The organism is Streptomyces sp. NPDC003697, assembly GCF_053587115.1.
Map to the genome: position 1 here is coordinate 1 of NZ_JBSFNN010000069.1, position 13,256 is coordinate 13,256.

Genomic DNA, 13,256 nt, shown 5'->3' on the forward strand with positions numbered 1-13,256 from the left:
GCCCGGTTACATTCCGAACCCGGAAGCTAAGCCTTACAGCGCCGATGGTACTGCAGGGGGGACCCTGTGGGAGAGTAGGACGCCGCCGAACAATTCTTGGAGGACCCCTGGTCGCCAGCGTTCAGCTGGGACCAGGGGTCCTTTTGTTTTTCTCCAGCGCACCGGGTACCCGGCGCGCGAACACGACTGTGCGGTACAGAAGAAGGAGTCACCGATGTCCACCAACTCTCCCGACGAGCGTCCGGAGCGCGATCAGCGTCGCCGGGACGGTGGTGACCGCGGTGACCGGGGCGGATACCGGGGTGCCCCCCGCCGCGCCGGCGACCGCGGAGGCCAGGACCGTGGCGGCTCCGACCGTGGCGGCCAGGACCGTGGCGGATACGGTCGTCGTGACGACCGCCGGCACGAGGAGCGTGGCGACCGTGGTGGTTTCCGCCGTGACGACCGCCGTGACGACCGGCGCGAGGGCGACCGCGGGGGCTACGGGCGCCGCGACGACCGCGACCGCGGCGCCCGCCGCGAGGGGGACCGTCCTGCCTATCGACGGGACGACCGCCGGGACGACCGACGCGATGACCGCCGGGACGGCGACCGCGGGGGCTTCGTCCGACGCGACGACCGCCGTGACGACCGCGGGGAGCGGCGGGACGACCGTCGTGGCTTCCGGCGGGACGACGAGCGCGGTGGCTACGGCCGGCGGGACGACCGCGACCGGGGCTTCCGCCGCGACCGGGACGACCGGCCGGAGCGGCCCGAGCGCGGGGGCTATCGCCGCGACGACAGCCGGGGTGACAACCGGGGTGACAGCCGGGGCGAGCGCAGCGGTTACGGACGCCGTGACGATCGCCGCGACAGTGACCGCCCCGCCTACCGGCGGGACGACCGGCGTGACGGCGACCGCCACGACCGAGGCGGCTACCGTCGCGACAGCGACCGTCCGTCCTACCGTCGTGACGATGACCGTCCGTCATACCGTCGTGACGACGACCGTTCCTCCCACCGTCGCGACAGCGACCGTCCGTCCCACCGTCGCGACGACAGCCGTCCGTCCTACCGCCGTGACGACGACCGTTCCTCCTACCGTCGCGACGACGAGCGCCCCTCCCACCGGCGTGACGACGACCGTTCCTCCCACCGGCGTGACGACAGCCGTTCCTCCCACCGGCGTGACGACGACCGTCCGTCCTACCGGCGTGACGACGACCGTCCGTCCTTCCGCCGTGACGACCGTCGAGACGGTGACCGCGGTGGGTTCCGTGGCCGGGACGACCGCGGTGGACGCGGTCCTCGCCGGGACGAGCGGGGTGGCCGTCCCGGCGGCTTCCGCGGCCGGGACGACCGGCGTGGCGGTGGCCGGTTCCAGGACGAGAGGGACCGGGACCGCGAGCCGATCAAGCGGCTGCCCATCCCGCAGGACGTCACCGGCGAGGAGATCGACAAGGACGTCCGGCAGGAGCTGCAGAGCCTGCCGAAGACGCTCGCGGAGGACGTCGCCAGGAACCTGGTGATGGTCGCCCGGCTCATCGACGAGGACCCCGAGGGTGCCTACGGCTACTCCAGGGTCGCCCTGCGGCTGGCGTCGCGCGTCGCCGCCGTGCGCGAGGCGGCCGGGTTCGCCGCGTACGCCTGCCAGAAGTACGGCGAGGCGCTCGCGGAGTTCCGGGCGGCCCGTCGCATGACCGGCAACACCGACCTGTGGCCCGTCATGGCCGACTGCGAGCGCGGGCTCGGACGGCCGGAGAAGGCCCTGGACATGGCCGGGGCCCCCGAGGTGCACAAGCTCGACAAGGCGGGCCAGGTCGAGATGCGGCTCGTCGCGGCCGGCGCCCGACGCGACATGGGTCAGCTCGATGCGGCCATCGTGACGCTGCAGAGCCCCGAGCTGGCCTCGAACTCCGTGCAGCCGTGGACCGCCCGTCTGCGCTACGCCTACGCCGACGCCCTGCTCGCCGCCGGCCGGGAGGCCGAGGCACGGGAGTGGTTCGCGAAGACGGCGGAGGCCGACCGGGACGGCACCACGGACGCCTCGGACCGGCTGGCCGAGCTGGACGGCGTCGAGTTCGTCGACGCGCTGGACGACACCGAGGAGCGGTCCGCGGAGACCTCCGAGGAGACCGACGAGGACTGACGTCGCGCCGTGAGCAGGAGGGCAGGACCCCGTGGGGTCCTGCCCTCCTGCGTTCGGTGCGGCGTTCGTGGGCCCGGGTGGCTCCGGCGTCCCCGGTCAGACGTCCAGGGCGCGCAGCACCAGTCCCGACGCCGGCTTGGGGCCGAACGACGTCGACTTGCGGGGCATCATGACCCCCTGCCGGGCCAGGTCCCGCACGATCTCCTCGCGGACCGGGTGCAGGAGGACCGCCGTGCCTCCGTCGCGTTCGGCCTTGCGCACCGTCGCCTCGGTGTCGTGGATGTAGGCGATATGGGCCGGGGAGTCCTCGGGGATGCGCCACACGTGGTCCAGGAGCGTCGCGTGCAGGACCGTCGCGTCCAGCGTGCGCCAGGCGGCGGGGCGGTCCGCGGGGACCGTGCGGGCCAGCAGGTCGGGGTCCGGCCGGTCCACGAGGTGGAAGGCGCCGTCCCCGGCGAGCAGGAAGGCGTTGCCCGCGGCGGCCGCGTCCGTGAGGGCCTGCAGGGCTTTCGCGAGCGAGACGTCGAGGTGACGCACGCGGAACTGCCCGCCGAGCGCGGCCAGCGCGTCCGCGACCGGCAGCCCGTGCAGCAGGCGGTGGATGGCGCGGACGCGGAGCGGGTAGCGGGCCGTGTCGACGAGGAGGACCAGCCCGTGGTCCCAGGGCCCGGGGGAGGGCTGCTCCGCCCGGAGCTGCCGGTAGGTGGCCCAGCGGTGGTGGCCGTCGGCGATCAGCGCCTGGTGCCGGGCGAGGTCCTCCTGGACGCGGGCCAGGTAGGCGGGGTCGGTGATCGACCACAGGCGGTGGCTGAAGCCGTCCTCGGTGGTCGTCGACAGCAGCGGCGTCTGCTGGGCGGTGCGCTCGACGATCATCGCCGTGGCGGCGGCCGGGTCGCCGTCGCCGCGGTAGGTCAGGAGCAGGGGCTCGAGGTTCGCGCGTGTGGCGCGCATCAGGCCGGCGCGCTCCGCGACCACGTGGGGCATGACGTCCTCGTGCGGCAGGACCACGCCCTCCGCCGGGTCCGACACGCGCAGGGCGCCGATGAGGCCGCGTTGCAGCAGACCGTCGCCGTCGCACTGTTCGTAGACGTACAGCCCGGGCTCGGGGTCGGCGGTCAGGACGCCCTCGGCCAGCCAGTGGCGCAGGGTGTCCGCGGCCTGCTCGTTGCGGGCGCCGGGGGTTCCGTCCTGCGGGAGGATCAGGCGGACGATGTTGTGGGGGTCGGCGGACTCCAGGTGGTGCAGACCGTCGGGCCGTACGACGACGTCGTACGGCGGCGACGTCACTGCAGCCAGGCTGCCGACCCGGTCGGGGTCGTAGCGCAGGCCCCGGAACGGGGTGAGTTCGAGGCCTCGGCGCGTCGTTGCCGGCGAGTGACCTGCAGTGTTCATCCCGGCATCGTACGTGGGCCGCGGCCATGGGGGATGATCGGGGGAAAGTCGGCGATTCGAGGAGAGATGCACCATGAGCCAGGGCGTCAGGACGAGGCCCGAGGGCAGTGAGCAGGCCCTGCACGAGGCATACGACACGGCCCTGCTCGACCTGGACGGCGTGGTGTACGCGGGCGGGGAGGCGATCGCCCACGCCGCCGAGTCCCTGGGTACGGCCCGGGAGGCCGGCATGCACCTGGCGTACGTCACCAACAACGCGCTGCGCACGCCGGACGCCGTGGCCGGGCACCTCACGGAGCTGGGGATACCTGCGCAGGCCGGCGACGTCGTGACCTCGGCGCAGGCGGTGGCCCGGCTGATCGCCGATCAGGTGCCGGAGGGGTCGCGGATCCTCGTCGTGGGCGGGGAGGGTCTGCGGGTGGCCCTGCGCGAGCGCGGTCTGGAGCCGGTGGAGACGGCCGACGACGACCCGGTGGCGGTCGTGCAGGGCTACGGCGGGCCGGACATGGGCTGGGGGCGGTTCGCGGAGGCGTGCTACGCCATCGCGCGGGGGGTGCCGTGGTACGCCTCCAACACCGACCTCACCATTCCGAGCGCCCGGGGCATCGCGCCCGGCAACGGCGCCGCCGTCGAGGTGGTCCGGCTCACCACGGGAGCGGAACCGCAGGTCGCGGGCAAGCCGCTGCCGCCCATGCACCGCGAGACGATCCTGCGTACCGGGGCACGGCGGCCGCTGGTGGTCGGGGACCGGCTCGACACGGACATCGAGGGCGCGTGCAACGGCGGCGTCGACTCTCTGCTCGTGCTGACCGGGGTGACCGACGCCGCGCGGCTGCTCGCGGCGCCGCCGCGGCACCGGCCGACGTACATCGACGCCGACCTGCGTGGTCTGCTCACCCGGCAGCCGGAGATCACCGTCGAGCAGCACGGCTTCCGGTGCGGCGGCTGGACGGCGACGGCGGGCCCGCAGCGGCTGGAGCTGGACGGGAACGGTGAGGCGCTGGACGGGCTGCGGGCCCTGTGCGCGGCGGCGTGGACGGCTGCCGGTGACGGAGTGTGCGAGCTGGACGGGGAGAAGGCACTGGCCCGACTGGCCCTGTGAGACCGGGGCGGGGCCCGTCGCCGGGGTGGTCCCCCACGCGGTGCTCCGTCTCGGTGCCGGCCCGGCACGCCGGGGTCGGCGTCCCGGTGTGCCGGGGCGGCCGGAACAGCGGCCGGGGTGCGCGGAGGGGTCTCGCGGCGAACGGCGGGCCCGGCGGGGCAGCGGGCGGTTCCCTGGCCGCGGCGGCGGCCCAGTGAGCGCTCGGCCGCCCCGGCGGGGCAGCCCGCTGACCCCGAGACCGTGTCCGCCGCGCCTGGGGAGCCCGGACATGCGCCATGGAGCCGCGAGTGGAGGGTAGGCTAACCTAACCTGGTGTTGGTCGACAGTCCTCCAGAGAAGCGCGCGGCGACGGCCGCGGCACCGCCGAACCGTCGGGCGATACGAGCCCTCGGCCTCCTCGCCTCCGTCGCCGTCCTGGCGCTCGCCACCCTGGCGAGCATCGCGATCGGGGCGAAGGAGCTGTCCCTGGCCCAGGTCTGGCACGGCCTGTTCGAGGACTCGGGGACGTACGGCGACGTCGTGGTCGGCGAGCGGCTGTCGCGGACCGTCCTCGGCCTGCTCGCCGGGGCGGCGCTCGGCCTGTCCGGGGCCGTACTGCAGGCGCTGACGCGCAATCCGCTGGCGGAACCCGGCCTGCTCGGCATCAACGCCGGCGCCTCGGCGGCGGTCGTCACCGCCCTGACCTGCTTCGGCGTCACCAGCCTGAGCGGCTACGTCTGGTTCGCCTTCCTGGGCGCGGCCGCGGTGGGCGCGCTGGTGTGGTTCCTCGGCGGCAGCCGGGGCGCCACCCCCGTCCGGCTCGCGCTGGCGGGCACCGCCGTCAGCGCCGCGCTCTACGGCTATCTGCAGGCCGTCATGATCACGGACGGCGCGGCGCTCGGCACGATGCGCTTCTGGACCGTCGGCTCGCTGGCCTCGGCCACCGGCACGACGATCGAGCAGGTGCTGCCGTTCCTCGCGGCCGGCACGGTCCTCGCCGTGCTGCTGGCCCGGCCGCTCAACGCGCTGGCGCTGGGCGACGACACCGCCCGGGCCCTCGGCGCCGACCTGAACCGGACCCGGGCGCTCGCGATGCTCGCCGCGACGGTGCTGTGCGGGGCCGCGACCGCGGCCTGCGGGCCGATCGTCTTCGTCGGGCTGATGGTGCCGCACGCCGTCCGCTCCTTCACCGGGCCCGATCTGCGGTGGATCCTGCCGTACGCCGCGGTTCTGTCGCCGGTGCTGCTGCTCGGCGCGGACGTGCTCGGGCGGATCGTCGCCCGGCCCGCCGAGGTGCAGGTCGGTGTCGTCACCGCGATCCTCGGCGGTCCGGTGTTCATCCTGCTCGTACGGCGGCGGAGGACGACGCAGCTGTGAAGACCATCCGCTCGAACCCGTCCGCCCGTTCCCCGCGTGGGGTGCGCGCGCTGCGCGCCCCGGGTGGCCTCTCCGTCCGTCTGGACGCGCGGGCCTCGGCCGTCGTCCTGCTGCTCCTGCTCGCCGCGCTAGTCGCGGGCGTCGCCCTGATCGGCACAGGCGACTTTCCGATCCCGGCCTCCGACGTGCTGAGGACGCTCACCGGCCGGGGCGAGGCGGGCCAGGAGTTCATCGTCCGCGAACTGCGTCTGCCGCGCGTCCTCGTCGGGCTCCTCGCCGGTGCCTGCCTGGGGCTCGCGGGCGCGCTGTTCCAGTGCGTCTCCCGCAACCCGCTGGGCAGCCCGGACGTCCTCGGCCTCACCCAGGGGGCGACGGCCGGTGCGCTGACCGTGATCGTGCTCTTCTCCGGCAGCGCCACCGCGGTCACCGCCGGCGCGCTGGTGGGCGGTGTGGTCACCGGACTCGCCATCTACCTGCTCGCCTGGAAACAGGGCGTGCACGGCTACCGGCTGGTGCTCGTCGGCATCGGCGTCTGCGCGGTGGTCACCGCGGTCAACGGCTACCTCATCACCCAGGCCGACTTCGTGGACGCGGCGCGTGCGGTGGTATGGATGACCGGCTCCCTCGACGGCCGTGACTGGGACCAGGTCCGGCCGCTGCTCGCGGTGTGCGCCGTGCTCGTCCCGCTCGTCCTGGTCCGCGCCCGCGACCTGCGGATGACGGAGATGGGCGACGACGTCGCGAGCGCCCTCGGGGTCCGCGTCGAACGGGTGCGGCTGCTGCTGACGGCGGCCGCCGTACTGCTCACCGCGGCCGCAACCGCCGCCACCGGCCCGGTCGCCTTCGTCGCCCTGACCGCACCGCAGCTGGCCCGGCGCCTGACCTCCTCGCCCGGGCCGAACCTGGTGCCGTCCCTGTGCATGGGCGCCGCCCTGCTGGTCACCGCCGACTGGGTCTCCCAGCGGGCGTTCGGCGCCGACCGGCTCCCCGTGGGCGTGGTCACCGGCGTGCTCGGCGGGGCGTACCTGCTGTGGCTCCTGGCCGCCGAGCGCCGGGCCGGCCGGGTATGAGCGGGGCCCACCCGCCGAGCGCCGCCGCTGTCCGCGGCGGACCGGACAACCGAAGGAGCACCGTGAACCGTCTGTCCGCCGACAACGTCACCCTCGCCTACGACCGGCGCGTCATCGCCGAGCAGCTGTCGGTGGACATCCCCGACAACTCCTTCACCGTGATCGTCGGCCCGAACGCGTGCGGCAAGTCCACCCTGCTGCGGGCGCTGTCGCGGATGCTCAGGCCGACCGAGGGCCGGGTGCTGCTGGACGGGCAGGTCATCCAGTCGATGCCCGCGAAGAAGGCCGCCCGCACGCTGGGCCTGCTGCCGCAGTCGTCCGTCGCACCGGACGGCATCACGGTCGGCGACCTGGTGGGCCGCGGCCGCTACCCGCACCAGGGGATCCTTCGGCAGTGGTCGGCGCAGGACGAGCGGGTCGTCCAGGAGTCGATGGAGCGGACCGGCGTGGCCGGACTGGCCGACCGCTACGTCGACGAGCTGTCCGGGGGACAGCGGCAGCGGGTGTGGATCGCGATGGCGCTCGCCCAGCAGACACCGCTGCTGCTGCTGGACGAGCCGACCACCTATCTCGACATCCAGCACCAGATCGACGTGCTCGACCTGTGCGCCGAGCTGCACGAGGAGCACGGGCGCACGCTGGTGGCCGTCCTGCACGACCTCAACCACGCCGCCCGGTACGCCACCCACCTCATCGCCCTGCGCGCCGGCCGGGTCGTCGCCGAGGGCGCGCCGGGGGACGTCGTCACGGCGGAGCTGGTGCAGGAGGTGTTCGGGCTGCGCTGCCAGGTCATCGACGATCCCGAGACGGGGACGCCGCTGGTGGTGCCCGCGGCGCGCAGGGCCCGCGCCCGGGTGCCCGCCGAAGGGGCCGCCACCGCCGGCTGACGGCGGCCGGCCCGGGCGGCGGTGGCGGGGTGGTCTCCCGCGGGCCCGGCCGGCGTGACCGGGCGACCGCTAGAGCAGTTTCCGCAGCCGGAACAGGTCCATCAGGCCGGCCTCCAGCCTGACCCTGCCCGCCCCCCAGGCGTTGGCGAAGTGCAGGTGCCCCCCGACCAGCGCGACCAGGTCGTCGCCGGTCATGGCCAGCCGGATCTGGGCCCGTGTCCGCGGCCGCCCCCGCAGGGTGTCGTGCACCTCGATGCGCCCGCCGGTGAGACGTCCGACGAAGGTGATGTCGAGGTCGGTGATCCAGCAGGTCACGGAGCGGTCGAGGGAGGCCGCCGCGCGGACGTCCCCCTCGGCGCCCCGCATGCTGTCCGAAAGCCGCTCCAGCGCGGCGCGGCACTCCTCTGTCGTCGCCATCGCAACCGACGGTACCCCGGGGCTTCGAGGTAGCGTCGGGGCATGAGCGACTCTGTGCCCGAGGGCGCGGTCGCGGAGGAGGCGACGCCCCTGGAACCGGGTGTTCCGGCCGCACCGGAGCACGACCCGGACCACGGCCCGGAGTACGACCCCTCCGCTCCCGCCCCCCTGAACGTGTCCCGCACCCCCACCGGCGACGCCGACGTCGACGCGGCCCTGGAGCGGCTCGGCGATGCCGACCACCTCGCCACGGACGGTCACGTGGAGGTGTACGAGGATGTACACAGGGGACTGCGCGACGCGCTGACCGCGCTCGACGCCCGCCCGGGACCTCCGGTGCCCCCACGACCACTCGACAACAGGAGCTGAACCGAACGTGGCAGGAGTCGCACGCCGCCGTCTCGACGCGGAGCTGGTCCGCCGGAAGCTCGCACGCTCGCGCGAGCACGCCGGCCAGCTGATCGCCGCCGGGCGGGTCACCGTCGGCAAGACCGTCGCGACCAAGCCGGCCACGCAGGTGGAGACCGCCGCCGCCATCGTCGTCGCCGCCGACGACAGCGACCCCGACTACGTCTCCCGGGGCGGCCACAAGCTCGCCGGCGCCCTCGCGGCCTTCGTCCCGCGGGGGCTGGCCGTCGAGGGACGGCGGGCGCTGGACGCGGGCGCGTCCACCGGGGGCTTCACCGACGTCCTGCTGCGGGCCGGAGCCGCACACGTCGTCGCCGTCGACGTCGGATACGGACAACTCGCCTGGTCCCTGCGGAACGATGAACGCGTCACCGTCAAGGACCGTACGAACGTACGCGAGTTGACGATCGAGGCGATCGATGGGGAGCCTGTGGATCTTGTGGTGGGGGATCTGTCCTTCATCCCGCTCGGCCTGGTGCTGCCCGCCCTGGTCGGGTGCACGAAGCCGGACGCGGACCTGGTGATGATGGTCAAGCCGCAGTTCGAGGTGGGCAGGGAGCGGCTGGGCAGTGGCGGCGTGGTCCGCAGCCCCGAGCTGCGCGCCGAGGCGGTGCGGGCCGTGGCCGCGAAGGCGTGGGGTCTCGGGCTGGGTGTGAACGGCGTCACCGCCAGTCCGCTGCCCGGGCCCTCGGGCAATGTCGAATACTTTCTCTGGCTGCGGGCCGGCGCTCCCGAACCGGACCCGGCCGACATCGACCGTGCAGTGGCGGAGGGGCCGCGTTGACACAGAGCCAAGCTCGTACCGTTTTCCTGCTGGCCCACACCGGGCGGCCGGCGGCCATCCGCAGTGCCGAGCTCGTGGTCAAGGGGCTGCTGCGCTGGGGCATCGGCGTACGCGTCCTGGAGGCCGAGGCGCGCGACCTGCCGCTGCCGGACGAGGTGGAGCTGGTCAAGGAGGCCACTCCGCAGTGCCTGGACGGATGCGAACTGCTGATCGTCCTCGGCGGTGACGGCACGCTGCTGCGCGGCGCCGAGTTCGCGCGTGCCTCCGGGGTGCCGATGCTCGGCGTCAACCTCGGGCGCGTCGGGTTCCTCGCCGAGGCCGAGCGGGACGACCTCGACAAGGTCGTCGACCGTGTGGTGTCCCGGGCGTACGAGGTCGAGGAGCGCATGACCGTCGACGTGGTCGTGCACCGCAACGGCGACATCGTGCACACGGACTGGGCCCTGAACGAGGCGGCCGTGCAGAAGGTGTCCGCCGAGCGGATGCTCGAGGTGGTGCTGGAGATCGACGGGCGGCCGGTCACCGGCTTCGGCTGCGACGGGATCGTGTGCGCGACGCCGACCGGGTCGACCGCGTACGCGTTCTCGGCGGGCGGGCCCGTGGTGTGGCCGGAGGTGGAGGCGCTGCTGATGGTGCCCATCTCGGCGCACGCCCTCTTCGCCAAGCCGCTGGTGACGTCGCCGGACTCCGTTCTGGCGGTGGAGGTCCTGCCGCACGTCCCGCCGGGCGTCCTGTGGTGCGACGGGCGGCGGACCGTCGAGCTGCCGCCGGGGGCGCGGGTCGAGGTGCGGCGGGGCGCGGTGCCGGTGCGACTGGCCCGGCTGCACCACGCCTCGTTCACGGACCGGCTGGTCGCGAAGTTCGCGCTGCCGGTCTCGGGGTGGCGGGGGGCGCCGCACTAGGGCCTGTCCGGCGGCCGCGCTCCCCGCGGCGGCGCACCGTGGCCGTGCGGAAACCGTCCGTGGGCACTGACGTGCGCCTTCCCCGGTCGGGTGGGGCGCGTCGCACAGCGCGGGCAAAACCTCGTATGGTCGGGGACGTGTTGGAGGAGATGCGGATACGGTCGCTCGGTGTGATCGACGACGCTGTCGTCGAGTTGTCGCCCGGCTTCACCGCCGTCACGGGTGAGACGGGTGCGGGCAAGACCATGGTGGTCACGAGCCTGGGACTGCTGCTGGGCGGGCGCGCGGACGCGGCGCTCGTCCGGATCGGGGCCAGGAACGCGGTCGTGGAGGGGCGGCTCACCGTGCCCGCGGACTCCGCCGCCGTCGTACGGGCGGAGGAGGCCGGCGCGGAGCTGGACGACGGGGCGCTGCTGGTCAGCCGTACCGTTTCCGCCGAGGGGCGCTCGCGGGCGCACCTGGGCGGGCGCAGCGTGCCCGTGGGGCTGCTGTCGGAGCTCGCCGACGAGCTGGTCGCGGTGCACGGGCAGACCGACCAGCAGGGCCTGCTGAAGCTGTCCCGGCAGCGGCAGGCACTGGACCGGTACGCCGGGGACGCGGTGGCCGGCCCGCTGGCGAAGTACGCCGAGGCCTACCGGCGCCTGCGCGCGGTCTCCACGGAGCTGGAGGAGATCACCACGCGGGCGCGTGAGCGGGCCCAGGAGGCCGACCTGCTGCGCTTCGGCCTCGACGAGATCGCGGCCGTCGAGCCGCGGACCGGCGAGGACGCGGAACTGGCCGAGGAGGCCGAGCGGCTGGGGCACGCGGAGGCCCTGTCCTCCGCCGCGACGGCCGCGCACGCCGCTCTCGCGGGCAACCCGGAGGACCCCGAGGGCATCGACGCGGCGACCCTCGTCGCGGGCGCCCAGCGGGCGCTGGAGGCCGTGCGGTCGCACGATCCGGCCCTCGCCGCGCTGACCGACCGGATCGGGGAGATCGGGATCCTGCTGGGCGACGTCGCCGGGGAGCTGGCGGGCTACGCCGACGACCTGGACGCCGATCCGCTGCGGCTCGCGGCCGTCGAGGAGCGGCGGGCCGCGCTGACCGCGCTGACGCGCAAGTACGGCGAGGACGTCGCCGCCGTGCTCGCGTGGGCCGAGCGAAGTGCCGCGCGGCTGACGGAACTCGAGGGCGACGACGAGCGGATCGGGGAGCTGACCGCCGAGCGGGACGCGCTGCGCTCCGAGCTGGGCGCGCTGGCGCAGGCGCTGACGGACGCCCGGACGGAGGCCGCCGAGCGGTTCGCGGCCGCCGTGACCGCCGAGCTGGCCTCGCTCGCCATGCCGCACGCCCGCGTGTCGTTCGACATCCGGCAGACGGAGGATCCCGAGGGCGTCGAGGTCGGCGGGCGCACCGTCGCCTACGGGCCCTCCGGCGCCGACGAGGTGGAGCTGCTCCTCGCCCCGCACCCGGGGGCGCCGCCGCGGCCGATCGCCAAGGGCGCCTCGGGCGGTGAGCTGTCGCGGGTGATGCTGGCGGTCGAGGTCGTGTTCGCGGGCACGGACCCGGTGCCGACGTACCTGTTCGACGAGGTCGACGCGGGCGTCGGTGGCAAGGCGGCCGTGGAGATCGGGCGGCGCCTGGCCAAGCTGGCGAAGACCGCTCAGGTCGTGGTGGTCACCCACCTGCCGCAGGTGGCCGCCTTCGCCGACCGGCAGCTGCTCGTGGAGAAGACCAACGACGGGTCGGTGACCAGGTCCGGGGTGAAGGTGCTCGAGGGCGAGGACCGCATCCGGGAGCTGTCGCGCATGCTGGCGGGCCAGGAGGACTCGCAGACGGCCCGCGCGCACGCCGAGGAACTGCTGGCCACCGCCCGCGCGGACAGGTAGCGGCCGCGGGTCCGTAGGGTGGCGCCATGATCACTCGTGCCACCACCACCACCACCACGCCGCCGCCTCCGCCGCCGTCCTGACCCGTGCCGGGACGGCCGTCCTGCGGGCCGCGGCGCCCGGCGGCCGCGGCCGGTGGGAGCGGCGCAACCACGCAGGGCGGACCGTCGGGCTCTGCGCCGGTCCCGCGGTGGCCGTGGCGGCCGCGGCCGGGGCGGCCCGGGTGCGGCCGGCCGCCGGTCTCGCCGTGCCGGCCGCCGGTGCCTGCGGCGCCTACGACGACGTGGCCGGCGCCGGTGGGGGAGGCTCCACGGACGGTCCCGCCCTACTGCATCGGGTCGACCCCCGATGCGGCCTTGCCATCGACGACTTCGCCACGCTGACGGCATGGGCAACCGGCCTTGACTGACTCCGCAGCCGGTCGATCACCGACTGCGACTCCATCCTGCGTGATCGTTACGGGACAACCCTTAGGATCCGGCCCCGTGAATGACAGCGTGTACGTGGGCAACGCGGGTAAGGATGCAGCAGTGGACCGGGGATGGCTTCTCGGGCACTTCAAGGATCTTGGCGATCCGCGGCACAGCGATGCCGTGGAGATCAAATGGGGCGTCCACCCTCGTGGCGATGAGCGAGCTCAGTGGGTGAAGGGCGAGGCACGCACAGCTCTCCTGGTTCTTATCAGCGGTCGCTTCCGCGTTGAACTCCCCAGCCGCAGCGTTCTTCTGGAACAGCAGGGCGACTACGTCGTGTGGGGGCGCGGAGTCGACCATTCATGGTTCGCGGAGGAAGAGTCGGTGGTGCTGACCGTCCGGTGGCCGTCCGTGCCCGGCTACGCAGTAGCGGAGAAGGATCAGGCGGGACTGCAGGCCTGACCGCGAAGGCGCGGTGGTCAAAGCCGATCGGTGATCGCGGCGACGAGGACGGCAGCCTTGTGGCGAA

The 13,256-nt window shown here is 74.3% G+C and carries 12 protein-coding genes, 1 rRNA gene and 1 pseudogene; 12 read left to right on the forward strand and 2 right to left on the reverse strand.

The annotated features are described in order from the left end of the window. Both rrf and ACWDNY_RS23565 read left to right on the forward strand, forming a co-directional pair. Window positions 1-91: ribosomal RNA gene (gene rrf / locus ACWDNY_RS23560) — 5S ribosomal RNA — on the forward strand; the annotation flags it as partial. A 1,308-nt stretch (window positions 92-1,399) separates the two neighbouring features. Next, window positions 1,400-2,128 (forward strand): hypothetical protein, encoded by a 729-nt coding sequence (locus ACWDNY_RS23565; RefSeq protein ID WP_451647808.1) that lies wholly within the window; start codon window positions 1,400-1,402, stop codon window positions 2,126-2,128. Between the two features lie 96 nt (window positions 2,129-2,224). On the opposite strand, the gene ACWDNY_RS23570 is transcribed toward ACWDNY_RS23565, so the two are convergent. Continuing rightward, window positions 2,225-3,520: a DUF1015 domain-containing protein gene (locus tag ACWDNY_RS23570; protein ID WP_451647779.1), complete on the reverse strand. Its 1,296-nt coding sequence runs from the start codon at window positions 3,518-3,520 to the stop codon at window positions 2,225-2,227. 73 nt (window positions 3,521-3,593) lie between these two features. Here ACWDNY_RS23570 and ACWDNY_RS23575 point away from each other — a divergent pair, with 73 nt between their 5' ends. The 4 genes from ACWDNY_RS23575 (at window position 3,594) to ACWDNY_RS23590 (ending at window position 7,935) form a co-directional block, all read left to right on the forward strand. After that, window positions 3,594-4,622 (forward strand): HAD hydrolase-like protein, encoded by a 1,029-nt coding sequence (locus ACWDNY_RS23575; protein ID WP_451647780.1) that lies wholly within the window; start codon window positions 3,594-3,596, stop codon window positions 4,620-4,622. A gap of 312 nt (window positions 4,623-4,934) precedes the next feature. After that, window positions 4,935-5,978, forward strand: a complete 1,044-nt coding sequence (locus ACWDNY_RS23580) for a FecCD family ABC transporter permease (protein WP_451647781.1) — start codon at window positions 4,935-4,937, stop codon at window positions 5,976-5,978. Then, window positions 5,975-7,048 carry a FecCD family ABC transporter permease gene (locus tag ACWDNY_RS23585; protein WP_451647782.1) on the forward strand — a complete coding sequence of 358 codons (1,074 nt, stop codon included), beginning with the start codon at window positions 5,975-5,977 and terminating at the stop codon, window positions 7,046-7,048. The genes ACWDNY_RS23580 and ACWDNY_RS23585 overlap by 4 nt, the downstream gene beginning before the upstream one ends. Then, the gene (locus ACWDNY_RS23590; RefSeq protein ID WP_451647783.1) at window positions 7,045-7,935 is read left to right on the forward strand and encodes an ABC transporter ATP-binding protein; all 891 of its coding nucleotides are present in this window, start codon (window positions 7,045-7,047) and stop codon (window positions 7,933-7,935) included. The genes ACWDNY_RS23585 and ACWDNY_RS23590 overlap by 4 nt, the downstream gene beginning before the upstream one ends. 69 nt (window positions 7,936-8,004) lie before the next feature. Here the strand turns inward: ACWDNY_RS23590 and ACWDNY_RS23595 are convergent, their stop codons facing one another. Then, entirely contained in the window at window positions 8,005-8,352 is a 348-nt protein-coding gene (locus ACWDNY_RS23595; RefSeq protein WP_451647784.1) for a sterol-binding protein, read from the reverse strand. 42 nt (window positions 8,353-8,394) lie between these two features. Between ACWDNY_RS23595 and ACWDNY_RS23600 the strand changes: the two genes are divergently transcribed. The 6 genes and pseudogenes from ACWDNY_RS23600 to ACWDNY_RS23625 all read left to right on the forward strand — a co-directional run bounded on the left by ACWDNY_RS23600 (window position 8,395) and on the right by ACWDNY_RS23625 (window position 13,189). After that, window positions 8,395-8,721: a hypothetical protein gene (locus tag ACWDNY_RS23600; protein ID WP_451647785.1), complete on the forward strand. Its 327-nt coding sequence runs from the start codon at window positions 8,395-8,397 to the stop codon at window positions 8,719-8,721. Window positions 8,722-8,728: 7 nt separating this feature from the next. Further along, window positions 8,729-9,544 (forward strand): TlyA family RNA methyltransferase, encoded by an 816-nt coding sequence (locus ACWDNY_RS23605; protein ID WP_451647786.1) that lies wholly within the window; start codon window positions 8,729-8,731, stop codon window positions 9,542-9,544. Further along, window positions 9,541-10,446 carry an NAD kinase gene (locus ACWDNY_RS23610; RefSeq protein ID WP_451647787.1) on the forward strand — a complete coding sequence of 302 codons (906 nt, stop codon included), beginning with the start codon at window positions 9,541-9,543 and terminating at the stop codon, window positions 10,444-10,446. The genes ACWDNY_RS23605 and ACWDNY_RS23610 overlap by 4 nt, the downstream gene beginning before the upstream one ends. Before the next feature lie 125 nt (window positions 10,447-10,571). Further along, window positions 10,572-12,314 carry a DNA repair protein RecN gene (gene recN, locus ACWDNY_RS23615; RefSeq protein ID WP_451647788.1) on the forward strand — a complete coding sequence of 581 codons (1,743 nt, stop codon included), beginning with the start codon at window positions 10,572-10,574 and terminating at the stop codon, window positions 12,312-12,314. Between the two features lie 79 nt (window positions 12,315-12,393). Then, window positions 12,394-12,612 (forward strand): annotated as a pseudogene (locus tag ACWDNY_RS23620) (hypothetical protein); the annotation flags it as partial. A 187-nt stretch (window positions 12,613-12,799) separates the two neighbouring features. After that, on the forward strand, window positions 12,800-13,189 hold the full coding sequence (locus tag ACWDNY_RS23625) for a signal peptidase I (RefSeq protein ID WP_451647789.1): 390 nt from the start codon (window positions 12,800-12,802) through the stop codon (window positions 13,187-13,189). The last annotated feature ends 67 nt before the right edge of the window (window positions 13,190-13,256 follow it).

Excerpts from the sequence above, each read along its gene's own strand:
- ACWDNY_RS23570 (WP_451647779.1), bottom strand. The coding sequence starts at position 3,520 with ATGAACACTGCAGGTCACTCGCCGGCAACGACGCGCCGAGGCCTCGAA.
- ACWDNY_RS23575 (WP_451647780.1), top strand. The coding sequence starts at position 3,594 with ATGAGCCAGGGCGTCAGGACGAGGCCCGAGGGCAGTGAGCAGGCCCTG.
- ACWDNY_RS23590 (WP_451647783.1), top strand. The coding sequence starts at position 7,045 with ATGAGCGGGGCCCACCCGCCGAGCGCCGCCGCTGTCCGCGGCGGACCG.
- ACWDNY_RS23595 (WP_451647784.1), bottom strand. The coding sequence starts at position 8,352 with ATGGCGACGACAGAGGAGTGCCGCGCCGCGCTGGAGCGGCTTTCGGAC.
- ACWDNY_RS23600 (WP_451647785.1), top strand. The coding sequence starts at position 8,395 with ATGAGCGACTCTGTGCCCGAGGGCGCGGTCGCGGAGGAGGCGACGCCC.
- recN (WP_451647788.1), top strand. The coding sequence starts at position 10,572 with ATGGTCGGGGACGTGTTGGAGGAGATGCGGATACGGTCGCTCGGTGTG.